Consider the following 25252-nt stretch of genomic DNA (forward strand, 5'->3'; position numbering starts at 1 on the left):
GGAACCCCCGGCCCGTGAGACGTGTCGGGCGGTTCGCGTTGCCCCACACCACGCTCCACACCCTGGGATGGAAGCCTCCATGAGCCTGCACGGTCTGCTCGACGCCGTCGTCAAGGACCCCGCCCTCGCCGAAGCGGTGAAGGCGGCGGCCGACGGCCACCGGAGCCATGTCGACCTGGTCGGCCCGCCCGCCGCGCGTCCCTTCGCGCTGGCCGCGCTGGCCAGGGACGCCGGGCGGCCCGTGCTCGCCGTGACGGCGACCGGGCGGGAGGCGGAGGACCTGGCGGCGGCGCTGCGCAGCCTGCTGGACCCCGACACGGTCGTGGAGTACCCGGCGTGGGAGACGCTGCCGCACGAGCGGCTCTCGCCGCGTTCCGACACCGTGGGCCGCCGGCTGGCGGTGCTGCGGCGCCTGGCGCACCCGTCGGCGGACGACCCGGCGGCCGGCCCCGTCGCGGTCGTGGTCGCGCCCGTACGCTCGGTGCTCCAGCCGCAGGTCAAGGGGCTCGGCGACCTGGAGCCGGTGGCGCTGCGCACCGGGCAGCAGGCGGATCTGAACGACGTGGTCGAGGGGCTCGCGGCGGCGGCGTACGCGCGCGTGGAGCTGGTGGAGAAGCGCGGCGAGTTCGCGGTGCGCGGCGGGATCCTGGACGTCTTCCCGCCCACCGAGGAGCACCCGCTCCGGATCGAGTTCTGGGGCGACGACATCGAGGAGATCCGCTACTTCAAGGTCGCCGACCAGCGGTCCCTGGAGGTCGCCGAGCACGGCCTGTGGGCGCCGCCGTGCCGCGAGCTGCTGCTGACGGAGTCCGTGAAGGCGCGCGCGGCGGCGCTGGCCGAGGAGCACCCGGAGCTCGGCGAGCTGCTCGGCAAGATCGCCGAGGGCATCGCCGTGGAGGGCATGGAGTCCCTGGCGCCGGTCCTCGTCGACGACATGGAGCTGCTGCTCGACGTGTTGCCGAAGGGCTCCATGGCGGTGGTGTGCGACCCGGAGCGGGTGCGTACGCGGGCGGCGGACCTGGTGGCGACCTCGCAGGAGTTCCTCCAGGCGTCGTGGGCGGCCACGGCCGGCGGCGGCGAGGCGCCGATCGACCTGGGCGCGGCGTCGCTGTGGGGCATCGCGGACGTCCGGGACCGGGCGCGCGAGCTGGGGATGATGTGGTGGTCGGTCTCGCCGTTCGCCGCCGACGACGAGCTGACGGAGACATTTGCCGCTGACGCGGCGGGGGACACGTTCAAGCTGGGCATGCACGCCCCGGAGTCGTACCGCGGTGACACCACCCGCGCCCTCGCCGACACCAAGGGCTGGCTGGCGGACGGCTGGCGCACGGTCTTCGTGACGGAGGCGCACGGCCCGGCGGCCCGCACGGTGGAGGTGCTGGGCGGCGAGGGCATCGCCGCGCGTCTCGACGGGGACCTCACCGACATCTCGCCGTCCGTCGTGCACGTGGCGTGCGGGTCGATCGAGTACGGCTTCATCGACCCCGGCCTGAAGATCGCCGTCCTGACCGAGACCGACCTGTCGGGCCAGAAGGCGGCCGGCAAGGACGGCCAGCGGATGCCGACGCGGCGCCGCAAGACGATCGACCCGCTCACGCTGGAGACCGGCGACTACATCGTCCACGAGCAGCACGGCGTCGGCCGCTACATCGAGATGGTGCAGCGCACCGTGCAGGGCGCGACCCGCGAGTACCTGCTGGTCGAGTACGCGCCCGCCAAGCGCGGCCAGCCCGGCGACCGGCTCTACATCCCCACCGACCAGCTGGAGCAGGTCACCAAGTACGTGGGCGGCGAGGCGCCGACCCTGCACCGCCTGGGCGGCGCGGACTGGACGAAGACCAAGGCCAGGGCGAAGAAGGCGGTCAAGGAGATCGCGGCCGACCTGATCAAGCTGTACTCGGCGCGGATGGCGGCGCCCGGCCACGCCTTCGGCCCCGACACGCCCTGGCAGCGGGAGCTGGAGGACGCCTTCCCGTACGCGGAGACGCCGGACCAGCTGTCCACCATCGCCGAGGTGAAGGAGGACATGGAGAAGTCGGTCCCGATGGACCGGCTGATCTGCGGCGACGTCGGCTACGGCAAGACGGAGATCGCGGTGCGCGCCGCGTTCAAGGCGGTGCAGGACGGCAAGCAGGTCGCGGTCCTCGTCCCCACGACGCTGCTGGTGCAGCAGCACTTCGGGACCTTCTCCGAGCGGTACTCGCAGTTCCCGGTCGTCGTCCGGGCGCTGTCCCGCTTCCAGAGCGACGCGGAGGCGAAGGCGACGCTGGAGGGCCTGAAGGAGGGTTCGGTCGACATCGTCATCGGCACGCACCGCCTCTTCTCGTCCGAGACGAAGTTCAAGGACCTGGGCCTGGTCATCGTCGACGAGGAGCAGCGCTTCGGCGTTGAGCACAAGGAGCAGCTGAAGAAGCTGCGGGCCAACGTGGACGTGCTGACGATGTCCGCGACCCCCATCCCCCGGACGCTCGAGATGGCCGTGACCGGCATCCGCGAGATGTCGACGATCACCACTCCGCCGGAGGAGCGCCACCCGGTCCTGACCTTCGTCGGCCCGTACGAGGAGAAGCAGATCGGCGCGGCGATCCGCCGCGAGCTGCTGCGCGAGGGCCAGGTCTTCTACATCCACAACCGCGTCGAGTCGATCGACCGGGCGGCGGCCCGGCTGCGGGACATCGTCCCCGAGGCGCGCATCGCGATCGCCCACGGCCAGATGTCGGAACAGGCCCTGGAGCAGGTCGTGGTCGACTTCTGGGAGAAGAAGTTCGACGTCCTGGTCTCCACGACCATCGTCGAGTCGGGCATCGACATCTCCAACGCCAACACCCTCATCGTCGAGCGCGGCGACAACTTCGGCCTGTCGCAGCTGCACCAGCTGCGCGGCCGCGTGGGCCGCGGCCGCGAGCGCGGGTACGCGTACTTCCTCTACCCACCGGAGAAGCCGCTCACCGAGACCGCCCACGAGCGCCTGGCGACGATCGCCCAGCACACCGAGATGGGCGCGGGCATGTACGTCGCCATGAAGGACCTGGAGATCCGCGGCGCGGGCAATCTCCTCGGCGGCGAGCAGTCCGGCCACATCGCGGGCGTCGGCTTCGACCTGTACGTCCGCATGGTGGGCGAGGCGGTCGCGGACTACCGCGCCTCCCTGGAGGGCGGCGTGGAGGAGGAGCCGCCGCTGGAGGTCAAGATCGAGCTCCCGGTCGACGCGCATGTCCCGCACGACTACGCGCCGGGCGAGCGCCTGCGCCTCCAGGCGTACCGCGCGATCGCCTCCGCGAACTCGGAGGACGACATCAAGGCGGTCCGCGAGGAGCTCACCGACCGCTACGGCAAGCTGCCCGAGCCCGTCGAGAACCTGCTGCTGGTGGCCGGCCTCCGCATGCTGGCCCGCGCCTGCGGCGTCGGCGAGATCGTCCTCCAGGGCCCGAACATCCGCTTCGCCCCGGTGGAGCTGCGCGAATCGCAGGAGCTGCGTCTCAAGCGCCTCTACCCGCGCACGGTGATCAAGCCGCAGACCCACCAGATCCTGGTCCCCCGCCCGACCACGGGCAAGATCGGCGGCAAGCCGGTGGTGGGCCGTGAACTGCTGGCGTGGACGGGGGAGTTCCTGACGACCATCCTGGGGTCGTGAGGCGCGGCCAGGCCGGGCCGCGGCCCGGCCTGGCCGCGATCAGGCGAACTGGCCGGGGACGTAGTCGCCGGCCGGCTGGCGGGCGATCACGTTCAGGCGGTTGTAGGCGTTGATGAGGGCGATCAGGGCCACGAGCGCGGCGAGCTGCTCCTCGTCGTAGTGCTTGGCCGCGTCGGCCCACGCCTCGTCCGTGACGCCGCCGGCCGCGTCCGCGATGCGGGTGCCCTGCTCGGTCAGCTCCAGCGCGGCGCGCTCGGCGTCGGTGAAGACGGTGGCCTCCCGCCAGGCCGCGACCATGTTGAGGCGCAGCGGGGTCTCCCCGGCGTGGGCGGCCTCCTTGGTGTGCATGTCGAGGCAGAAGCCGCAACCGTTGATCTGGCTGGCCCGGATCTTCACCAATTCCTGCGTCGCGGCCGGCAGGGCCGAGTCCGCTATCACCTTGCCCGCCGCGCCGAGGTGCTTCACGAGCTTGGGCGCGAGGGGGCTGCTGTAGAGGTTGAGACGGGCGTCCATGACGTTCTCCTTGCCGTGTTGACGGTTACACAGCAGGGACGGAGCGGCCCGGCCCGGATGTGACATGCCGGAGGGCCGGAGCGTGCGTGACGTGCGTCACGTAATGCCGGAGGCGTCGGCAGTGGGCTGCTGCCGCGCGAGAACACCCTCGGGATCGGCAAGGTGTAACGCCCTGAAGGCGCGCCACCTACGATTCGGGCATGCGTACGCCCCGAAGGGTCCTGCCCGCCGTGCTGCTGGCCGCCGTCGCGACACTTGCCGCCGGGTGCCTCCCGGGCTCCGATGACGGCGCGTCGGGCGCCCCCGGCCCCTCGTCGAGCGCCGCCCGGCCGCTCGACAACCCCGACGGTACGAAGCCGGGCCTCGCGCCCCTCACCTCCGACGCCGACCGCGCCGAGGCCCGCCGCCTCCTCGAACGCCTGGCGGTGAAGGGGCGCGGACCGAAGACCGGGTACGACCGCGAGAAGTTCGGCTACGCCTGGATGGACACGGCCGACGGAGTACCGCTGGCCCGCAACGGCTGCGACACCCGCAACGACCTGCTGCGCCGCGACGGGCAGCGGCTTCGCTTCCGTGAGGGGTCCGACTGCGTGGTCATGGCGATGACGCTGGCGGATCCGTACACCGGCCGGACCATCGATTGGCGCAAGCAGGACGCCGCCGAGGTGCAGATAGACCACGTGGTGCCGCTGTCGTACAGCTGGCAGATGGGTGCCTCCCGCTGGCCGGAGAGCAAGCGCGAGCGACTCGCGAACGATCCGCTGAACCTCCTCCCGGTCGAAGGACGTGCCAACTCGGCGAAGGGCGACTCCGGCCCGGCGTCCTGGCTGCCGCCGGACAAGCGGATCCGGTGCGCGTACGCCGTGCGCTTCGCGCAGGTGGCCGTCACGTACGAGCTGGCGGTGACCGCGGCGGACAAGGAGGCGATGCTGCGGCAGTGCGGGGGCGGCTGAACCGCCGCACAGGCGATGCCCATTCGGTAGCTCATCCGATAATCAGTTCGGTACGGTGGCCGTTTCAGGACACAATCGCCCCCATGTCTCGCACCGCCGCCCTCCTGCTCGCCGACCTCGAACCGCTCCCGCACGCGCGGCGGTTGCGGCACCTCGCCCGCACGGCCCGCGATCTGGCGCGCAGCGGGGAACTGCCCGAGGTGCTGGCGGAGTGGGATGGGCTCGGCGGCGGCGAGGGCACGTACGCGCGGCGGCTCGCCGCACTGGCCGCGCTGGCCGGGGGCCAGGCGGACTTCCTCGCCGAGCGGCTGACCGACCCCGACGAGGTGGTGCGCGGGTACGCCCTGCGCGCCGCCCGTACGCTCCCGCTGCCGGACGCGGTGATCGAGGCGGCGTACGACGACGCCTCCGAGGCCACCCGGCACGCCCTCGCCCGCGTCGTCCTGCGGGGGCGGCGCACGGCGCTCGCCGAGCGCCTGGTGGAGCGGCTGCGCGAGGAGTGGGGGGACGCGGAGGCCGCCCGGCTGCTGCCGGTCTGCTCGGCGCCGTTCGTGGCGCGGACGCTGCCTGCCCTCGCGTATGCCGTCGAGTCGTGGGCGCAGCTCGGCCGCCGCCACCCCGACGCCGTGCTCGACCACGCCGAACGCGACCTCGCCGCGCAGCCGCTCCATCTGCGCACGGCCTGGTGGCAGGGGCACGCGCGCGGGATCGCGGCCGCCGCGCCCGCCCGGCCGCTGCGGGTGCTCGCGCTGCTGGAGGCGTACGGGCCGGGCCTCCTGCCGGCGCCGCTCTGGGACAAGCTGGGCGTGCTGGCGGAGGCCGACGCCGAGCGCGTCGTACGGTGGCTGATCTCGCCGGAACGCCCGGCGCAGCGCTACGAGCCGCTGCCCCCGAACACGGTGCTGCGGCGGATCGCGTCGGCCGACCCGCCGTCCCTGCCCGCGCTCGCCCGCCACTGGGCGCGCCGCACGGCGCATCTCGCCGCGCTGCTCAAGGCCGTGCCGCCGGGGCGCCGGGGCGACCTCCTCGACGCGGCGACGGAGGGCACGGACGGCGTCTCCGCGCTCGCGGACGACGTGCTGGCCGTGCTGCCGCGCGAGCGGCGCTGGGCGGAGGCCCGCCACTGGGCGCGCAAGGGCCGCGCGGAGGGGTGGTACTGGAGCGACGTGCTGGACACGCTCGCCCACTGCCCGGTCGCCGAGGCCCGCCCCGACCTGCTGGACGCGCTGCGGCGGCCCGACGCCACCGAACGGGCCCTGGTCTGGCCGCTGCTGGTCGCCAACGTGGACGCGTTCGGCGACGAGACCGACGTCCGCGAACTGCTGGACCTGATGAGCGCACGGCTCCGCAACGAACAGGACCCGGTGCGCGCGGCGGCGCTCGAAGCGCTCGCCGGCGTGCGGGCCGCGCTGTTCACGGCCGCGTGCGCGGGCGCGCTCGACCAGGTGGTGCGTGACGCGCTGGAGGCGCGCGACGGTTCCCCGCGCACCCGGGGCGCGCTGCGCCGCCTCGCCCTCGCGGTGCTGCGCGCGCACGCGCACGTGCCGGACGGCGAGGCCGTCCTGCGCGACTGGGCCCTGTCCGTGCTGGAGCGGATCGCCGGGCACGTGGGCGTCGGGGACCTCGGCATGCTCCACCACGGCCTGCCGCGCGGCCAGGAGCACCGCCTCTTCGACGCCCTGCGGCCCTGGCTGGAAGCGGCCGCGCGCAAGGGCGACCACCGCCCGCTCCTCGCGCTGGTCCAGGCGCTCGGGCCGCGCGCCCACCGGATGGAGCCGCTCCAGCGGATGCTGGAGGACGCCCTGGCCAATGCCGACGACAGCGCCTTCGAGACCGCGGCGCGGCTCTGGCTCGAACCCGCGGCGACGCGCGACGAGCGGGTCGAGCGCCTCCTCGCCCTCGAACCGTCGGCGGCCGCCCTCCCGCCGGTCCACCACGTGCTGGCGGCCCGCCGCACCGACCTCCTCGACACCCTGATCGGCGAGACCCCGCGGTACGGGCGGTTCCTCAAGCCCGGCACGCGCCGCCCCTTGCCCTCCTTCTGGTACGCCCACCGGTGGCTGCCCCGCCAGCAGGCGGCGGCGGCCCGGCTGGCCGCCGAGGCCGTCGCGGACGCCACCCTTCCGCTCCACGAGCGGGCCGCGGTGCTGCGGGCGGCGGCCGCCCTGCCGGTGCACGGCCGGGCGCTGGCGCTGCGGTACGCCGAGGAGGGCGAGGAAGCCGGGCCGGTAGAGGTGGTGCTCGTGGAGGCCGCGCTCGGCGCGCTGGTGTGGACCGGGCAGCCGCAGCTCGCCCTGCCGGTGCTGCTGGCGCACGCCGGAGGCGACCGCGCCCGCGTCGCCGTGTACGCCGCGGGGCGCGCCGCCCGCTACGCCGCGCCCTCCGAACTGGACGAGCGGCTGCGGACCCTGCTCACCGCGAGCGACGGCGTGAAGGTGACCAGCCGCAAGGAGGCCGTCCGCCTCGCCGCCCGCCACCTGCCGCCGCACCGCGCCGCCGCGCTGCTGGCGGCCGCGTACCGCGCGCCGGGCGCCCACCCGGACGTCCAGGCTGCCGTGGTCGCCGCGAGCACCGACCTCCTCGGCCGCGAGGAGGCGTGGGCGGTGCTCACGGAAGCCGCGTGCGACGGCGCCGAGCAGGTGCTGCGGGCGCTGGTGGGGGCGGAGCACGGGGCTGTGCCGGCGGTCCACCGGGCCCGGTACGCGCGGCTGGTGGGGCAGGTGTGCCGGTCCGCGCACCGCGCCGCCGCGGCGGCCGCGCTGGAGAAGCTGCCGCTCTGGGCCGGGGACGCACCCGAAGTGGCGGACGTCCTGCTCTCTACGGTCACCGCTCTGGAGGAGCGCACCAGAGCGGGCGGTTGGTACAGCCTCTGGCGCAGCGCCGCGCAGGCCGTCGCGACGCTGGCCGTCTCCGGCCTGCCCCACCCGCTGGGCGGCGCGGCGCCGGGGAGCCTGCTCCACGACACGGTGGCCCGGCTGCTCACGGCCGTCGCGGCCGGGGAGTACGAGGCGCTGGAGGACCGCGACCTGCCGGCCCGTCAGCGGCTGTCGGCCCTGGTGGAGATCCTGCCCGTGGACCAGGGCCAGGGGCCCGGTGCCCGCCCCGTCGTGGAGGCGGTCGCCGCGCAGCTGGCCGTCGAGCCGGCCCTGGCCGCCGCCCGGGCGCGGCTCCTCGTGACGCTCGTGGACCTCGACGCGGAGCCGTCCGAGCTGACGGCCCGGCTGCGCGCCGTGGCCGACGCCGTGGACGGCAGGCCGGCGCTCGCTGCCCGGACCGCCGACCGGCTTGGTTCCCGCGTCGCGGTCACGCACCGCGCGCAGGACCCGGCGGTGGCGCTGGCCGCCGCCGAGCGGTGCACGGCGGCGGGCGACCCGGGCGCCGGGCTGCTGGCCGTCGCCCTGGTCGGCACCCTCGGCATCCGCCTCGGCTGGCCCGCCCCCTGGCGCGCCGCCCTGCGCACACTGCGCCGGCACCCGGTGGCGGACGTGCGGGAGGCGGCGCTGGAGGTCACGGTGGAGCGGGAGTGAGGGCCCCGGACACCCCCGCAGACCACCTCCGTGGGAGCCGGCCGGACCTCCTGCCCGGCTTCCTCCGGAACGGCGAGGACGTCATGCTCCTGGACCGGGAGGACAGCAGGAGCGTGGCGGCCGCGACCCTGGGGCTGTTCCCGGCCCTGTCCGGTGACCGGCTGGACTGGAGCGCCGGCTCCGTGCGGGAGCGCCGCTGGTGGGACGACGAGGACGGGTGGGCCCGGCTGGCCGCCGAACTGCTCGCCCCCGAGGTGGAAGCGGGCGCGCTCGTCGCGGTCCAGTGGAGCAACCTCATCCTGCCGACGGTGGTGCTGTCCGCGGAGCTGGCGGTCGCGCACGCGCGCGACCTCCTGGACGTCGAGCCGCATCTCTGGATCCATCCGCTGGGTGGGCGGGTGCTGCTCGAATGCCTGGTGGACGGTCAGGTGACCCTCGGGACCGTCCCGCCCCGTGGGACGGGGGCCGTCAGGGCGAGCGTCAGCCCGTCTTGACCCAGTCCTTGCAGCCCGTCGTCTTGAAGTAACCGTCGGTCGCGGTGATCTTCACGATGGCCGTGCCGGAGACGTTGTCGTTCGCGAGGATCGCGTCCGTGCTGTGGGAGGCGTCCTTCGCGCGCTCCCAGTAGCACGTGTCGTCCTCGTTGCCCGTGGACTTGTACGTGCCGGGGGCGAGGTCCGCGCCCACCTTGAACATGCCGCCGTCGCCCTTCGCCTCCGACTTCGGCGTCCCGGCGGCCTTCTCGTCGACGGCCTCCCAGTCCTTGCAGCCGTTGGACTTGAAGACCTTGTCGCTCGCCTTGAGCAGCACGTAGCTCGTGCCGGTGACGTTGTCGTTGGCGAGGATGGAGTCGGTCTCGCCGGTGGAGTCCTTGGCGCGCTCCCAGTAGCAGAGGCCGTCCTCGTTGCCGCTGGTGCGGTACAGGCCGGGCTGGACGTCCTTGCCGACCTCGTGGTCGCCGTCGCCGGCGATCGAGGCGGCCTTCTTCTCTTCCTGCGGCTTGGCCTGCTGCTCCTGCTTGCCCTTGGTGTCGCCCGAGGCCGTCTTGGGGGACGCGTCGTCACCGCCCGAGCCGACCGCGGAGGCCACCGCGACGACCACGACGACCGCGCCGAGGCCGGTGAGCACCTTGTGGCGGGCGAACCAGCCGCGCTTCTTCTCCGGCCGGCCGTGCTGCGGCTGCTGCGGCTGCTGCGGGGCGTACATGGACTGAGACATGGCTGTGGCACCTTCCCGGGCGCTGGAGTTGCTCCGTTGTTCGATGGGTCAATCACAGCAGAGCTTGTGAACCGAGTCAACACGGTTCACGGAATTTCGATCGGCTCACACTGTGAACCGTTGGATCGGTATGCTCGGTCCTTCAGTGCGGATGAGGGCGGATGAGGGGAGACGGACACGTGCCGCAGGAGCGCGCAGCAGGCACAGCAGGCACGGCAGCCGCAGCAGCCGCTGCCGCAGCAGGCGCACCGGAGGTCACCGCCGCCGGTATCGCCCGGCTCGCGGGCGTCGGCCGCGCCGCCGTCAGCAACTGGCGCCGGCGCCACGCCGACTTCCCCAAGCCCGTCGGCGGCACCGAGACCAGCCCCTCCTTCGCCCTCGCCGAGGTCGAGCAGTGGCTGCGCGACCAGGGCAAGCTCGCCGAGGTACCCCTGCGCGAGCGCGTCTGGCAGCACCTCACCGCCCACCCCGCCGGACCCCTCACCGCGCTCGTCCACGCCGGCTGCGCCCTGCTCCTCGTCCACGAGCGGCCCACCGGCTGGCTGGAGCACTCCGCCCTCCCCGACGACCGCCTCGCCGACGGCCTGCAAACCGCCCTGGAGGAGGTGCTCACCGTCCGCTTCGGCGTCCCCCGGTCCGTACGCACCCCCACGGCGGCCGACCTCGAACCCTCACTGCCGCTGCTGCGCGGCGCCGCCGAACTGGCCGCCCAGCTCGGCGGGGCGCGCCAGGCGTTCGAGTTCCTGCTCGGGCGGCACCTGGACGCCAACCCCCGCCAGTACACGCTCACCCCGCCCGGCCTCGCCGAGCTGATGGCCGCCCTCGCCGGCCCCTCCGCGCGGACCGTGCTCGACCCGGCCTGCGGCACCGGGGGGCTCCTGCGCGCCGTCGACCGCGCCGACAGCGTCCACGCCCAGGACGCCGACCCCGACCTCGCCGCGCTCACCGCGCTGCGCCTCGCCCTGCACAGCTCGGCCGAGATCCGTACGGCCGCCGCCGACACCCTGCGCGGCGACGCCTTCCCCGGGCTCCGCGCCGACGCCGTCGTCTGCCACCCGCCGTTCAACGAGCGCGACTGGGGCCACGACGAACTGGCCTACGACCCCCGCTGGGAGTACGGCTTCCCGGCCCGCACGGAGTCCGAGCTGGCCTGGGTCCAGCACGCCCTCGCCCGCCTCCGCGACGGCGGCACCGCCGTCCTCCTGATGCCCCCGGCCGTGGCCTCCCGCCGCTCCGGCCGCCGTATCCGCGCCGACCTGCTGCGCCGCGGCGCCCTGCGCGCCGTGATCGCCCTGCCCGCCGGGGCCGCGCCCCCGTACGGCATCCCGCTGCACCTGTGGGTGCTGTGCCGGCCCGGCGCGGACCAGCGCCCGGACCCCGAGCTGCTGTTCGTCGACACCACCGGCCTCGTCCCGGACGGCGGCCGCGACAAACTGCCCTGGCCCGCCCTCCAGTCGGCCGTGCTCGACGCCTGGCGCGGCCGCGGCGACCACCCCGGCGTCCCGGGCGTGAGCCGCTCCGTACCCGTCATCGAACTCCTCGACGACGACGTCGACCTGGCCCCCGCCCGCCACCTGCCCGCCCCGGCCCCCGGCGGCTCGGCGGCCGGCCTCGAAGACGTACGCGAACGCCTCGGCGCCACCCTGCGCCGCACCATGGAGCTCACGCCCCCGCCCGCCGCCCCCGCGCCGTCCGCCGCGGGCGCCGCCCGCACCCTCACCACGGTCGGCGAACTCGCCCGCGCGGGAGCCCTCCAGCTGCGCGCCGGCGGCGCCGGCACGGCACCCGCCGGCCACCCGGTCGCGGTCCTCACCGAGCACGACGTACTCGCCGGCGCGGCACCCTCCGGCACCCTCCCCGACGGGCCCCCGGAAGAGCCGGTGCTCACCGAGGAGGGCGACGTGGTCGTCCCCGTCCTCGGCGGCGGATCCGTCGCGCGCGTCGTCGACGCCGCCACGGCCGGTGCCGCGCTCGGCCGCAACCTCCAGCTGCTGCGGGCCGACCGCACCGCCCTGGACCCCTGGTTCCTCGCCGGCTTCCTGCGCGGCACGGCCAACAACCGCCGGGCCAGCAGCTACGCCTCCACCGCCACCCGGCTCGACGTACGGCGCCTCCGCCTGCCCCGGCTGCCCCTGGCCGAGCAGCGCCGCTACGGCGAACGCTTCCGCGCCCTCGCGGAGTTCGAGGACGCGCTGCGCCTCGCGGGACGGCTCGGCGAGCAGCTGGTGCAGGGCCTGTACGACGGCCTGGCGGACGGCACGGTGCTGCCCGAGCGACCTGAGTGACCAGGAGGGCGGCCGTTTCGTACAACCCTGGGGCGGCTGTCGGTGTCGGTGTATACGCTCGAGTTCCTCTGATCCGCACCCCTGGAGCGACGTATGCACGGGCACGCGCCCATGACGCCCCCGCGTCCCGCCGTGACGGCGGGCGTGATCGCCGTGCGCGTGATCCTCTGCCTCCTGATCGTGCTGACGCTCGGCATGCTCGCCTGGGTGGCCATGCTGCGGATCGCGATCGTGCGCCGTACGGGCCGGGACTGGGCGCTGTTCTGGTGCCAACTGGTGCTGAACATCGGCTGCCTGGCGACCCTGGAGGAGCACTTCGCGGACCACTGGATCTCGAACGTCGGCATGGCCGGGCTGCTGGTGCAGATGGTCGGCGTCGTCGTGTACTACCTGATCGTCGACATCCACCACCGTCAGCGGGCCACGGCGGCACCCGTACCGCCCATGCCCCCGTACGGCCCGCCGCAGCCCGTGCAGATGCCGACGCAGCCGACGCAGCCGACGCAGCCGTACGGATACGGCCCGCCCGCCACACCCCCCACGCCCCCGGCGCAGCCCCAGCCCCAGCCGCCCCGTATCGACCAGGTGCGCGCCGAGCTCGACGAGCTCAGCCAACTGCTCCGCAGGGACCCCCGCGACCCGCGGAACCCCGAAGGAGACAGCCGGTGAGCGGGCGGATCATCGCCGACCGGTACGAACTGTCCACCGTCATCGGCCAGGGCGGCATGGGCCAGGTCTGGACGGCCTACGACGGCCGCCTCGACCGCCGCGTCGCCGTCAAGCTGCTGCGCCCCGACCACATGGCCGCCGCCACCGCCGCCGAGGAGATGCGCCGCCGCTTCGTGCGCGAGTGCCGCGTCACCGCCCAGGTGTCCCACCCCGGCCTGGTCACCGTCCACGACGCGGGCAGCGACGGCGACGACCTGTACCTCGTCATGCAGTACGTCGAGGGCGCCGACCTCGCCGACCACCTCGCCGAGCACGACCCGTACCCCTGGCAGTGGGCCGTCGCCGTCGCCGCCCAACTGTGCGGCGTGCTCGCCGCCGTGCACGCCGTGCCGATCGTCCACCGCGACCTCAAGCCCCGCAACGTCATGGTGAAACCGGACGGCACCCTCACCGTCCTCGACCTCGGCGTCGCCTCCGTCATCGACACCGACACCACCCGCCTCACCCACACCGGCTCGCCCGTCGGCAGCCCCGCCTACATGGCGCCCGAACAGGCCATGGGCGGCGCCGTCGGCCCGTACACCGACCTGTACGCCCTCGGTGTCCTCCTCCACGAACTCCTCAGCGGCAACGTGCCCTTCGCCGGTTCCACCGCCCTCGGCGTCCTCCACCGCCACCTGTACGAGCCGCCGCTGCCCGTGCGCCGCCTGCGCCCCGAGATACCCGAGGCCCTGGAGGCCCTGGTGCTGCGGCTGCTCGCCAAGGACCCACAGCACCGGCCGTCCGGCGCCCAGGAGGTGTACGAGGTCCTCGCGCCGCTGCTGCCCGCGCGCGGCGTCACGGCCGGGCCCCTCGACCCGACGCGCCCCTTCCTGCGCCCGTACGCGCCCTGGCCGGACCGCGCCGCCGCACCCCCGCCCCCACCGCGCCCGCCGGTCGCGCCGGTCGCGACGACCGCCGCCGGGCGGCCCGACGTCGCCGCCGCGGTCGACGAGGTGAAGCGGCTCCTCGGCGAGGGCGGCATCACCCAGGCCGTGGACATCCTCGGCGGCATCCTCCCCGCGGCCGCCGCCGAGCACGGCGAGCACTCCCCGGTCGTCCGGATCCTGCGCAAGCAGTACGCGACGACCCTGATGGACGACGGCCAGTACCGCCGCGCCCTGCCCGAGCTGCGGCGCCTCGCGGACGACCGGACGGCCGAGGCGGGCCCGGCCGACCCGCAGACGCTCCAGTTCCGGTACGACGCCGCGCTCTGCCTGGAACAGCTCGGCGAGACGGCGGCCGCCCTCGCCGAGTACCGCGCGCTCCTGCCGTACTACGAGAACGGCGGCACGACCGCAGCCACCGCGCCCGACCCCGGCCGCGCCTTCGACCTGCGCCACCGCATCGGCCACCTGCTGCTGGCGATGGGCGACCACTCGGCTGCCTACCAGCAGCTGCAGAGCCTGCTGTACGACACGGAGCGGGTCTACGGGCCGTACCACCCGCAGGCGGCGGAGCTGCGGCGCGCACTGGAACGCCAGCAGCAGATGCGCACCCTCTAGAGCGCAGGTTCCGGCGAGCGCCTGTCCGCCTGAGCCGCCGTTACGCCTCGGCCGCCCGGCAGTACACGGAGTCCGCCACCCGGCCCAGGCCCGTGAGCCCCGCCGGGCGGGGCGGGCCGCCGGCGGTCGTGACCACGACGGCGCCCGGTGCGGCGAGCTCCCGCACCGCCGCCAGGTCATGGCCGCCGTCGACGACGATCACGCCGTAGCGCCGGTCGCCGACCGCGTCCCGTACGCACGCCTCCGCGAAGGAGCCGCGCACCAGCCGTGCCGCGTCGTCCGCCGGGCGCCCGCCGCCGAGCGCCAGGTTGCCGCGTACGACGTCCTCGCGGGCGGGGGAGCCGTCCAGCGGGTCGACGACCGTCAGCCGCGCGTCGAGGCCGCCGCGCTGGAGCATGCGCCGCAGCGCCGCCGCGAACAGGCCGTGCCGGGTGCCGATTTCCAGGACCTCGCCGTTCGGCGGCGCGAGCAGCGGCACGGCCGCGAGCCGTCCGCACACGTCGGACACGGACCCGCCGAGCCCGCCGGCCCCGAGCGCCTCCAGCGCGACCAGGTGGCGGTACGCGACGGTGATGTCGTGCCGCACGCGCTCGCCGCGCTCCCCGGTGACGGCGCCGACCTCGCGCACCAGCGTGTCGACCTGTGTCGCGGTGGGCATCCGGTCGCCGTCCCGCCCGGCCCGGTCGAGGAGCAGCCCGAGCCCGTAGCTCTGCCGCCGCAGGTCCGCCACCTCGTGGTGCAGGGCGTCCAGGTCCGACTGCAACGCGGTCGTGGCACGCTCCAGGCGCTGCTCGACCAGGGCGAACGCGGGCTTCAGCACCCGCTTCGCCAGCCGGTTGCTCAGAAGAGAGGGCATGCGCCGCAAGCTACGCCGCACCGCCCGCGCGCGGGCCACGGGACGGTGCTGCTCCGGTGAAGTCTTGGTGGCGCGCAGCCGACGCCACGCGGCCGCGCCGCCGCAGCCGTACGCGTGCCCGCAGCCGTACGAGCGCCCAGGCCGCCCACACCGCCGCCGCGAGCGAGCCGCCCGCCGCCCCCGCCCGCAGCCCCGGTGGCCGGAAGGCACAGCTGACAGACGTCTGACCGGCCCTCACCGGTACGGCGACCAGGCCCAGGTACGAGTCCGCCGGGCGGCCCTCGCACCGCCAGCCCGCGATGCGCGGCGCCGCCAGGACCGCCGTACCGGCGCGGGCACCCGGCGGCAGCTGCGCGCGCACGCCGTCGGGCCTGACGTCGACCACCGCCGCCGCGGTCGCCCGCAGCCGCGCCACGGCGGCCGCCAGCCGCGCCCGGTCCAGGCATCCGACGCTCCCGGACGGCGGCACGGAGCCACGGCCCTCCAGCACCACCCGCGCGCCCGCCGTGCGCTGCGTACCGAGGGGCGCCATCGCCGCGCGCCGCTTGGGCAGTCCGCCGCGCAGCTCGACGGACGGGCCGCCACCCGCGGTGCCGAGCCGTGCCGTCCCGGTGAAGTCGGGCGCCCACACGAAGACGTCGCTGCCGACCGGACACGCGCCGTCCGCGGGGAGGTCGTAGACGCGTGATCCGAGCAGCAGTTCCTGGTTGCGGAACGGCGAGTCCCCGTACCGGAGTTCCCCGCTCCGGGCCCGGACCGTCACCAGCGGAAACACGTCCGTCGTCCGCGGCACGGCGGCATCACGCCACCGCGCGCCCACCCCGAACAGCGCGTCCGTCACCGGGTTGTCCAGGGACTGCACGCTCCGCCCGTTCGACGTCCAGCCGCCGCCGAGCGCCGCCAGCGTGCGCGTCAGCACGGCGGGCGTGTGACTGCTGTAGTACGCGGCGCCCTGCCCGCCGACCAGCAGCGGATCGTTACCGGTCAGCTGCGGCCGCCCCGGGTCGGTGCGGTAGCCCGGCCACCCGTCCCCACCGGCCACCGCCGCCGCCCGCGCCGCGTGCTCGGCGCCCCACGCCGGGTAGTCGTCCAGCCGGGCCGGCCGCTCCCGGTCGGCGTACGCCGTGGTGGCCGCCGCCTGCACGGCCAGCGCGCCCGCCAGCAGCCCGGCGCCGACGACCGCGCGCCGAGGCCGGCGGCGTACGACGGCCACCGCGCCCACCGAGGCCGCCAGCCCGCCCGCGCACAGCGCGTACGACCACACCGTCGCCAGGCCCCCGAACGCCGCGCCCGCCGCCACCACGCCCAGGACCAGCGTCCCGCCCAGCAGCGCCCGCCGCCCGGGCCAGCCGTACGACACGGCCGTCCACGCCGCGATGACGACCACCCCGGCGAACACGAACGTCTGGCGGTACGGACTGCCGTTGGGCGTGGCGAAGACGTGCCACACCAGGTGCGTGGGCTCCCACTGCGAGGACAGCAGGACCCCCGCCACCAGCCCGGAGAACACCCACCGTTCCCGCACCGGCACCTTGCGGTGGAACGGCAGGGCCGCCGCGAGCAACAGCGCGCCCGTCCCGACGAAGAGGGCCGGGGTGAAGAAGCCGTACGTCGCCGGGAGCGTCCGCGCCGCCACCTCCGCCCACCCGGCCGCCCGGAACTCCCGCGTCCAACCCGGATACGCGTGCCGCGACCCCAGGAACACCGGCACCAGCACCGGCGCCGCCAGCCCGACCCCCAGCAGCACGGTCCCGGCCGCCCGGCCCAGCACCCGCCATCCGCCCACGCCACCCACCCCGCGCGCCAGCAGGACCAGCGCGGCACCCAGCGTGGCCATGTACGCGGTGTAGAAGTTCGCCACCCACACCACCGCCACCACCGCCGGGCCCAGCAGCGGGCGCCGTCCCGTACGGACCCACTCGCCCACCAGGCACAGCAGCGGGAAGCCGATCAGCCCGTCCAGCCACATCGGGTTGTACGACGCTTCGACGACGGCCCAGCCGCACAGCCCGTACGACGCGCCGAGCACCGCCGCGCCCCACCAGGGGCTGGAGGCGGAGGCGGGGCCGGGGGCGCGCTGCGCGCGCAGCAGGACGGCCATGGCGCCCGCGGCGACCGCCGTCTTCAGGACCGTGATCACGTACACCGCGAGGTCGATCTCGTCGCGCGGGAAGAGCCCGACGAGCGGCGCGAAGGGGCTCGACAGATAGGTCCCGAAGTCCGGAAGGAAGGCGGTGCCGTACCCCGACTGCCAGTTCAACAGCAGCCCCCCGTCCGCCCGCCCGTGCAGCAGGTCCCACAGGTGGGCGTGGAACGGCACGAACTGGTTGCCGAGGTCGTTGACGGCGCGCGTACGCGGCCCGAAGGGGAAGGTACGGGCGACGGCGTCACCGGCGCAGACCGCGAGCACGGTGAGCAGCCCGGCGAACACACCGGCCCGGAAAGCGTCTCTCTGCATGATGGCCTGCATGATGGCGCCGAATATGCCAGCGCTCCGCCCCCGAATAGTGGGCCTCGTACGCCAGTTCATTCAATGGTCGCCGGGCCGCCATGTGCGTCGCCCGCCGGTGACACGCGCGTCCGTTGTCGTACTTCCGTGCTGATCTCGATTGTCGTGCCGTGCTTCAACGAAGAGGAGATCATCGGCCGCTTCCACGCCCGCGTGACCACGGAACTCGAACGCCTCGCAGCGGAAACCGGGACGGACTTCGAGCTGGTCTACGTCGACGACGGAAGCCACGACCGTACGCTCCCGCTGCTGGAGGAGATGGCGGCCCGCGACCCACGCTCCCGTACGCACTACGTCTCCTTCAGCCGGAACTTCGGCAAGGAGGCCGCCATGCTGGCCGGCCTGCGCCACGCGACCGGGGACGCCGTCGTCCTCATGGACGCCGACCTCCAGCACCCGCCCGAGCTGCTGCGCCGCATGCTGGAGCTGCACGGCGAGGGCTTCGACCAGGTCGTCTGCCGCCGCACCCGCACGGGCGACCGCGTCACCCGGACCCTCGCCGCCCGCGCCTACTACCGGCTGATCAACCGCCTCGTCGACGTCGAGCTCGTCGACGGCGTCGGCGACTTCCGCCTCCTGTCGCGGCGCACCGTCGACGCCGTCCTGGAGCTCACCGAGTACAACCGCTTCTCCAAGGGCCTCTTCGCCTGGGTCGGCTTCCGCACGACGACGCTCGCGTACGAGAACGCGGCGCGCGAGCGGGGCCGCTCCAAGTGGACCTTCCGCAAGCTGCTCAACTACGGCCTCGACGGTCTGCTCTCCTTCAACGACCGCCCGCTGCGGGCCGCCCTCCACCTCGGCCTGCTGCTCGTCTCCGTCGCCGCCGCGTACGCCGCCTGGATCGTCGGCGCGGCCCTCGTGAACGGCGTCGACACCCCTGGTTACGTCACCCTCCTGGTCACGGTGACGGCGCTCGCGGGGGTCCAGATGGTGATGCTGGGGGTCGTCGGGGAGTATGTGGGGCGTATCTACTACGAGGTGAAGCGCCGCCCGCACTTCCTGGTGAAGGCGTCGAACACCGCCGCGCCGCCACCCCGGCGGCCGCACCGTCCAGACCAGCCAGGGGAGCTCGTACGCCGATGACCGTCCAGGGCCGGATGGGCAGGATCAGGGGCCAGATCGTCAGGTTCGCGCTCGTGGGCGTGGTGAACACCGCCACGTACTACGGCTTCTACTTGCTGTTCCTGTCCCTGAGCCTGCCCTACGTGGCCGCGCACGTCGTCGCCTTCCTCCTCTCCATGACCGGCTCCTTCTTCCTGAACTGCCACTTCACCTACCGCACCCGTCCGACCTGGCGGAAGTTCCTGCTGTTCCCGCTCACCAACGCCGCCAACTTCGTCATCACGACGAGCGGCGTCTGGCTCCTGGTCGACGTGGCTGGCCTCTCCAGCCGCTACGCTCCGCTCCTCGCCGCGGCGGCGGCGATCCCGATCACCTTCGTCGTCTCGCGGACGATCATGCTGCGGCACGAGCCGCCGAGCGCCCTTCCGGCGGAGCGAGCCGGGGCGGTGTCCTGCACTCGACATGGCGAGGTATGAGCGAGATCCTGAAGAGGACAACTCGCACCGGTAACCCTCGTGCACAGCAGTGGGCCGCGCACCGCGCAGTCGCCCGGCGACGCGGCAAGAGGGCGGTGCCGCACCCGAAGCGCGGTGCTTCACGGCCGCGGGCGACGGGACCGGGCCGAGCCCGGCCGGCCGCACGCTCCGGTCGTCTCACATCAGCAGACACATCCTCCAAGGCCGCCTGCCGGTAGTCCCGGCCGTGTGCGCGCGATGGGAGACAAACGATGAAGAGAAGGATCATTTCGGTGGCGACAGCGGCATGCTTCCTCACCGGAAGCGTGGGCGTCGGCGCCCTGGCCGCGGAGGCGTCCGCGGCACCGGCCATCACCTGCCAGGTGACCAAGGGAGCGGGCAAGACGTTCGGCGTCTCGGGGAGTGGCTTCCCGGACAACGAGAAGGTGACGGCCACCAACTCCAAGGGCGCCGTGGTGGGCACCACCACCACCCTGCCGGGTGGCGGGTTCGAGTTCACCGGGCTGCCCAACGACACCTACACCGTGACGTCCAAATTCGCCAAAGTGACGTGTGCGAAGGCCAATGTGGCGGACGAGAAGAAGGAGGACAAGAAGAAGGAGGACAAGAAGAAGAAGGAAGACAAGAAGAAGGAAGACAAGAAGGCGAAGGAGCAGTACCGCAAGGGCCACACCGACGGCTTCAACGCCATCAAGAAGAACTGCAACGCCAAGCCGCCGAAGAACATCAAGGCCGTGGACCCGAACTACGAGAAGGGCTACAACGCGGGCGCGAAGCTCGCCGCGGACAAGTTCTGCAAGTAGCGTGCGCAGTCGGTGACATCCGGGCCGGGCGGTGCCACGTGGTCGCCGCCGGTCCGGTCCGTCCGGTCGACCTGCGCCGTGTGCCCCATCGGCCCGCCGGAGATTCCGGCCGGGCCACGCCCGTTCCTCCCGCGCGTATCCCTTTTGCGCGACCGGTGGGCCGGTGAATCGTTGTCCGAAGCGGCCGGAAGAGCCGGCGACGACCGAATCGGCCACGGCAGTGGTGCCGAAGTAGTGGCCCAGACCACGTCCACTGCCTACCATCGATCACCGCAAGGTCGTTCCCGCCCACCCGTCACCCGACCACCACCCCTCAACGAGACGCTTCGCGTCCCACCTGCTGAACCGACCCACGCCGGGAGGCTCCTTTGCACCGCCTGCATCGACGCGCGCTCTCCGTATCCGCCGCCCTGCTGGTCGCAGGGCCGCTGCTCACCGCCTGCGGAAGTGAGGCGCACCCAGGGGCCGCGGCCGTCATCGACGGGCAGCGGATCGAGGTCGCCGCACTCCAGGCGCAGGTCAGGGACGTGCGCAGTGCGCAGGAGGCGTCTCCGCAGGCCGCAGAGCTGATCAAGGCGACCGGCGACCTCAACCGCGAGAAGCTCAACGGGATGATCTTCGACCGGGTGGTGGAGAAGGTCGCCGCCGACCACGGGATCACCGCCAGCCGCAAGGAGCTCCAGGAGACCCGGCGCTCGGCGGCCCGGCAGACCGGCGGCGAGGAGCAGCTCGCCGCGATGCTGCTCCAGCAGCAAGGCGTGGCGCCCGACGAGATCGACGACGTCGTCCGCCGCAACGTCCTCATGAACAAGATCGCCGAGAAGCTCGGGGCCACCAATACGCCCGAGGGGCAGCAGAAGCTCACCGAGGTCTTCGCCGCCGCCTCCAAGGCGCTCGACATCGAGGTGAACCCCCGCTACGGCGCCTGGGACAACGACAAGATCCAACTGGGCGAGTACCGGGCCCCCTGGATCCGGGAGCTCGGCGCCCAGCGGCAGATGTAGGTTCGTGGGGTGAACGCTGACACCCCCGGCCGTATCGTCCTGCTCACCGCCAGCCACCGCGTCGCGCCCGGGCTGCTGTCCTGGCCCGCGTGGCAGACGCTGCACGCCGCCGACCGGGTGCTGTGCGCCGACGCGAACCACCCCCAGCTGCCGTACCTGCGCGAGGCGGGCGTCGCCGTCGAGACCGCCGCGCCCACCGCGCAGGAGCTCGTCGACGCCTGCGCCGGCGGTCGCACGATCGTGGTCCTCCCGTCCGGCGAGGGAGACAGCGCCCTCACGGACGGGCTGGCCCGCATGGCCGGCTCCGGCCGCGTGGCCATGCCGGACCTGGAGCTCCTCCCCGGTTCGTACGACCTGCCGGGAGCCAGGCTGCTGGACCTGGTCGAGGTCATGGACCGCATCCGGCGCGAGTGCCCCTGGTCGTCACGGCAGACCCACGAGGGCCTCGCCAAGTACGGCATCGAGGAGGCGTACGAACTCGTCGAGGCCATCGAGGACGGCGACCGCGACGAGCTGCGCGAAGAGCTCGGAGACGTCCTCCTCCAGGTCGTCTTCCACGCCCGGATCGCGCAGGAGCACGACGAGGAGCCGTTCTCGATCGACGACGTCGCGGGCACCATCGTCGACAAGCTCATCCACCGCCACCCCCACGTCTTCGGCGAGGAGCGCGCCGAGACGCCGGAGGAGGTCAAGGAGCACTGGCTCCGTACGAAGGCGATCGAGAAGCAGCGCGAATCCGTGACCGACGGCGTCCCCCTCGGCCAGCCGGGCCTCGCCCTCGCCGCCAAGCTCGCGAGCCGGGTCCGCAACGCCGGACTGGACGTGCCCCTGCCGTCGGGCGAGGGCATCGGCTACGAGCTGCTCGCCCTCGCGGTCCGCGCCGAGGCCGAGGGCGTCGACCCGGAGGCGGCGCTGCGGGCGGCGGGGCGGGTGTACCGGGACGCGATCCGGGCGGCGGAGGGGCGGTAGCGTTCCCTCACGGGACGGATGGGGCGGGGCGATGGACGAGGAGTCGCGGGCGGCCGAGGCCGCCGCCGTGCGCAACGAGATGTCGGGCGGCATGGCCTCGGCCATCGTGCAGTCCGGCTCGATCGGCACCGTTCACGTCGGCGGCGCCCCGCCGCCGGATCCGTTCCTCTGGCTGCCGGTCCGCGAGACGGACCCCGTGGCGCTGGGCGGGCGGCACTACGACGGCACGTACGTCCTCCGGGACCGCGACGCCGAACTGGCGGAGCTGAGCGGGCTGGTCGTCGTCACCGGCGAGCCGCTGTCCGGCAAGACCACGACCGCGTGGGCGGCGATGGTCCGCGCGCTGCCCGACCACCAGGTGTGCGTCCCGCCGCCGGGCGCCGACCTGCGCGCGCTGGCCCGGCATACCGGTGGCCCCTGGGTGCTGTGGCTCGACGAGCTGGAGAAGCACCTCCACGAGCGGGGCCTCGATGCGGGGCTGCTGGCCCGGCTCACGAGCCTCGGCGTGCCGGTGGTCGCGACGATGTCCGACGAGGCGTACGACGAGCACCGCTTCGGCGCGTCGGCACACGCGCGGGTGCTGAGCCGGGGGCGGACGGTGGAGCTGGGCCTGGAGTGGAGTGAGGGGGAGCTCGGGCGGCTGTGGGAGAGCGATGACGCGGGCCACTGGTTCGCGCTCGAGAGGCGAGGCCGGACCGGCGTGACGCAGTACCTGGGTCTCGGCCCCGACCTGTGGGCAGAGTGGCAGCGCGCTCGCCGTCCGGCCAACCACCCGCGTGGCCACCGGCTGGTGAGGGCGGCCATCGACTTGGTCCGTTGCGGGATCACGGGGCCGCTACCGGTGGAGCTGCTGCGTACGACGCACGAGCTGTACGACTCCGACGCCGCCTCCGGCGGGTCCTTCGAGGACGCCCTCGCCTGGGCGGCCCGGCCCCGACTCGGCATCACGGGCCTGCTTGTCGAGGACCGTGGCGGATGGCGGGCGTACGGCTCGCTGCTCGTGGACGCGACCTGGACGTATGCCCTGCCGCCGGTGCCCGACGCGGTCTGGGGCGCCGCCCTCGCGCACGACCCCAAGGCCGTGACCCCGCAGGCGAGCGTGTACTACCTGGTGAAGGCGGAAGCCGGTGACGCGGAGGCGATGTACCGCCTCGGGCGGCTCATCGACGACGAGGCGTGGCTCCGCAAGGCCGCCGACGCGGGCCACGCGGGCGCCTGCGGCGAGCTGGGCCGGTTGCTCGCCGAACGCGGCGAGGCCCGGGAGGCGGAACCGTACCTGCAGACCGCTGCCGGGGCGGGCGACGCGAAAGCGGCGCTGGAGTTGGGGAAGCTGCTGAGCGACCGGGCGATGCACTGGCTGGGAGTCGCGGCGGATGCCGAGGATCCCGAGGCGGCGCACCGGCTCGCTGACCTCTACTTGGGCATGGGCGAGGACGACAAGGCCTTCAACCTCTACCTGGCGGCGCTCGACCGGGGTGACGAGGGAGTCGCCGGCAGCCTCGGCGTCCTGCACCGCTACCGGGGTGAGGAACTCCTCGCCAGGCTCCTCTTCCGCCGGGCTGTCGACGCCGGGGACACCCAGAGACTGGCGATGCTTGAAGGCGGGGGGCGATCCGAGCGCGTCGCGGAGGAGTACCTCCGGAGCCGTGCCGCTGACCACGGACTGGACGCCGTCCATCTCGGCGTGCTCCTCGAAGAGCGCGGCCACACGCGCGACGCCGGCTTCTGGTACCTGCACGGCTTAACTCTCGGCGACTCCTACGGTGCCTTCCGCCTCGCGTGGCTCCGCGCCAAGGAGGGCAAGCTGGACGAGGCACGCGCATGGATGCGTAAAGCCGCCGAAGCCGGTCACCCCGTGGCCAAGAAGGCCCTCGCCGCCGAGGCGGACGGGGCGGATACCGTCGAGGGGTGAACGCCCCGAACCACGCGAACCCCGCCCCCGAGCTCTTCACCTGGGAGTTCGCCACCGACCCCTACCCCGCCTACGCCTGGCTCCGCGAGCACGCCCCCGTGCACCGCACCAAGCTGCCCAGTGGGGTCGAGGCGTGGCTGGTCACCCGGTACGCGGACGCGCGGCAGGCGCTCGCCGATCAGCGGCTCAGCAAGAATCCGGCGCATCATGACGAGCCCGCGCACGCCAAGGGGAAGACCGGCATTCCGGGGGAGCGGAAGGCGGAGCTGATGACGCACCTGCTGAACATCGACCCGCCGGACCACACGCGGCTGCGCCGGCTCGTCTCGAAGGCGTTCACGCCGCGCCGGGTGGCGGAGTTCGCGCCGCGGGTGCAGGAGCTGACGGACCGCTTGATCGACAACTTCGCTACAAAAGGGAGCGCCGACCTCATCCACGAGTTCGCGTTCCCGCTCCCCATTTACGCCATTTGCGACATGCTCGGCGTCCCGCCCGAGGACCAGGACGACTTCCGGGACTGGGCCGGGATGATGATCCGGCACGGCGGCGGGCCGCGCGGTGGGGTCGCGCGGTCGGTGAAGAAGATGCGGGGCTATCTGGCCGAGCTCATTCACCGCAAGCGCGAGGACCTCGGGGACGACCTCATCTCGGGGCTCATCCGGGCGAGCGACCACGGCGAGCACCTCACCGAGAACGAAGCCGCGGCGATGGCCTTCATCCTCCTCTTCGCCGGGTTCGAGACCACGGTCAACCTCATCGGCAACGGCGTGTACGCCCTGCTGCGCAACCCCGGCGAGCGCGCCCGGCTCCAGGAGTCCCTCGCCGCCGGCGAGCACGGGCTGCTGGAGACCGGGGTCGAGGAGCTGCTGCGGTACGACGGGCCCGTGGAGCTCGCCACGTGGCGGTTCGCCACGGAGGAGCTCACCATCGGCGGGGAGCGCATCGCGGCGGGCGATCCGGTGCTGGTGGTGCTCGCGGCCGCCGACCGGGACCCGGAGCGGTTCGCGGAGCCCGACACCCTGGACCTGGCGCGGCGCGACAACCAGCACCTGGGGTACGGGCACGGCATCCACTACTGCCTCGGCGCGCCGCTCGCCCGCCTCGAAGGGCAGACCGCGCTGGCGACGCTGCTGACCCGGTTGCCGGACCTCCGGCTCGCGGTGGATCCTGCCGATTTGCGGTGGCGCGGGGGGCTGATTATGCGTGGACTGCGCACGCTCCCGGTCGAGTTCACCCCCTTTGGGAGGGGTCCCAGCGGGGCACCGGAAATGACGATCCGTCAGTAATGTGATCTTCGCGTAATCTCCCCTGCATCGAC

Annotated in this window: 18 protein-coding genes; 14 read left to right on the forward strand and 4 right to left on the reverse strand. The window is 73.9% G+C overall.

Annotated elements, in window-relative coordinates; translation table 11 throughout:
• Window positions 1-79 precede the first annotated feature (79 nt).
• Entirely contained in the window at window positions 80-3634 is a 3555-nt protein-coding gene (gene mfd, locus ABZX67_RS19915; protein ID WP_355361892.1) for a transcription-repair coupling factor, read from the forward strand.
• Window positions 3635-3673: 39 nt separating this feature from the next.
• Here mfd and ABZX67_RS19920 read toward each other — a convergent pair whose 3' ends face one another.
• Window positions 3674-4147: a carboxymuconolactone decarboxylase family protein gene (locus ABZX67_RS19920; protein ID WP_355361894.1), complete on the reverse strand. Its 474-nt coding sequence runs from the start codon at window positions 4145-4147 to the stop codon at window positions 3674-3676.
• A gap of 200 nt (window positions 4148-4347) precedes the next feature.
• On the opposite strand from ABZX67_RS19920, the gene ABZX67_RS19925 reads away from it, so the two are divergent.
• The 3 genes from ABZX67_RS19925 to ABZX67_RS19935 all read left to right on the forward strand — a co-directional run bounded on the left by ABZX67_RS19925 (window position 4348) and on the right by ABZX67_RS19935 (window position 9121).
• Window positions 4348-5100: an HNH endonuclease family protein gene (locus ABZX67_RS19925; protein ID WP_355361896.1), complete on the forward strand. Its 753-nt coding sequence runs from the start codon at window positions 4348-4350 to the stop codon at window positions 5098-5100.
• Window positions 5101-5183: 83 nt separating this feature from the next.
• Window positions 5184-8627 (forward strand): hypothetical protein, encoded by a 3444-nt coding sequence (locus tag ABZX67_RS19930; protein WP_355361898.1) that lies wholly within the window; start codon window positions 5184-5186, stop codon window positions 8625-8627.
• Window positions 8624-9121, forward strand: a complete 498-nt coding sequence (locus ABZX67_RS19935; protein WP_355361900.1) for a hypothetical protein — start codon at window positions 8624-8626, stop codon at window positions 9119-9121. The genes ABZX67_RS19930 and ABZX67_RS19935 overlap by 4 nt, the downstream gene beginning before the upstream one ends.
• Here the strand turns inward: ABZX67_RS19935 and ABZX67_RS19940 are convergent.
• On the reverse strand, window positions 9108-9845 hold the full coding sequence (locus tag ABZX67_RS19940) for a hypothetical protein (RefSeq protein WP_355361902.1): 738 nt from the start codon (window positions 9843-9845) through the stop codon (window positions 9108-9110). The genes ABZX67_RS19935 and ABZX67_RS19940 overlap by 14 nt on opposite strands.
• Before the next feature lie 269 nt (window positions 9846-10114).
• On the opposite strand from ABZX67_RS19940, the gene ABZX67_RS19945 reads away from it, so the two are divergent.
• The 3 genes from ABZX67_RS19945 to ABZX67_RS19955 all read left to right on the forward strand — a co-directional run bounded on the left by ABZX67_RS19945 (window position 10115) and on the right by ABZX67_RS19955 (window position 14343).
• Window positions 10115-12130 (forward strand): N-6 DNA methylase, encoded by a 2016-nt coding sequence (locus ABZX67_RS19945; protein WP_355361946.1) that lies wholly within the window; start codon window positions 10115-10117, stop codon window positions 12128-12130.
• A 111-nt stretch (window positions 12131-12241) separates the two neighbouring features.
• On the forward strand, window positions 12242-12799 hold the full coding sequence (locus tag ABZX67_RS19950) for a hypothetical protein (protein WP_355361904.1): 558 nt from the start codon (window positions 12242-12244) through the stop codon (window positions 12797-12799).
• Complete coding sequence (locus tag ABZX67_RS19955) at window positions 12796-14343, forward strand: protein kinase (RefSeq protein WP_355361906.1); 1548 nt, start codon at window positions 12796-12798, stop codon at window positions 14341-14343. Before ABZX67_RS19950 ends, ABZX67_RS19955 begins: the two co-directional genes overlap by 4 nt.
• 40 nt (window positions 14344-14383) lie before the next feature.
• Here the strand turns inward: ABZX67_RS19955 and ABZX67_RS19960 are convergent, their stop codons facing one another.
• Both ABZX67_RS19960 and ABZX67_RS19965 read right to left on the reverse strand, forming a co-directional pair.
• Entirely contained in the window at window positions 14384-15199 is an 816-nt protein-coding gene (locus ABZX67_RS19960; RefSeq protein ID WP_355361908.1) for a class I SAM-dependent methyltransferase, read from the reverse strand.
• 10 nt (window positions 15200-15209) lie between these two features.
• The gene (locus ABZX67_RS19965) at window positions 15210-17657 is read right to left on the reverse strand and encodes a YfhO family protein (RefSeq protein ID WP_355361910.1); all 2448 of its coding nucleotides are present in this window, start codon (window positions 17655-17657) and stop codon (window positions 15210-15212) included.
• A 138-nt stretch (window positions 17658-17795) separates the two neighbouring features.
• Here ABZX67_RS19965 and ABZX67_RS19970 point away from each other — a divergent pair, with 138 nt between their 5' ends.
• From ABZX67_RS19970 to ABZX67_RS20000, 7 genes are all read left to right on the forward strand, one after another.
• On the forward strand, window positions 17796-18791 hold the full coding sequence (locus ABZX67_RS19970) for a glycosyltransferase family 2 protein (RefSeq protein WP_355361912.1): 996 nt from the start codon (window positions 17796-17798) through the stop codon (window positions 18789-18791).
• Entirely contained in the window at window positions 18788-19246 is a 459-nt protein-coding gene (locus ABZX67_RS19975) for a GtrA family protein (RefSeq protein WP_355361914.1), read from the forward strand. The genes ABZX67_RS19970 and ABZX67_RS19975 overlap by 4 nt, the downstream gene beginning before the upstream one ends.
• A 272-nt stretch (window positions 19247-19518) precedes the next feature.
• Window positions 19519-20049: a hypothetical protein gene (locus ABZX67_RS19980; protein WP_355361916.1), complete on the forward strand. Its 531-nt coding sequence runs from the start codon at window positions 19519-19521 to the stop codon at window positions 20047-20049.
• Between the two features lie 368 nt (window positions 20050-20417).
• The gene (locus ABZX67_RS19985) at window positions 20418-21053 is read left to right on the forward strand and encodes a SurA N-terminal domain-containing protein (protein ID WP_355361918.1); all 636 of its coding nucleotides are present in this window, start codon (window positions 20418-20420) and stop codon (window positions 21051-21053) included.
• Between the two features lie 9 nt (window positions 21054-21062).
• Window positions 21063-22022: a nucleoside triphosphate pyrophosphohydrolase gene (locus tag ABZX67_RS19990; protein WP_355361920.1), complete on the forward strand. Its 960-nt coding sequence runs from the start codon at window positions 21063-21065 to the stop codon at window positions 22020-22022.
• 31 nt (window positions 22023-22053) lie between these two features.
• The gene (locus tag ABZX67_RS19995) at window positions 22054-23934 is read left to right on the forward strand and encodes a hypothetical protein (protein ID WP_355361922.1); all 1881 of its coding nucleotides are present in this window, start codon (window positions 22054-22056) and stop codon (window positions 23932-23934) included.
• Window positions 23931-25220 (forward strand): cytochrome P450, encoded by a 1290-nt coding sequence (locus tag ABZX67_RS20000; protein ID WP_355361924.1) that lies wholly within the window; start codon window positions 23931-23933, stop codon window positions 25218-25220. Before ABZX67_RS19995 ends, ABZX67_RS20000 begins: the two co-directional genes overlap by 4 nt.
• Window positions 25221-25252 lie beyond the last annotated feature (32 nt).

The sequence above is a fragment of the Streptomyces sp. NPDC003036 genome (genome assembly GCF_040611175.1).
Classification (GTDB): Bacteria; Actinomycetota; Actinomycetes; order Streptomycetales; family Streptomycetaceae; genus Streptomyces.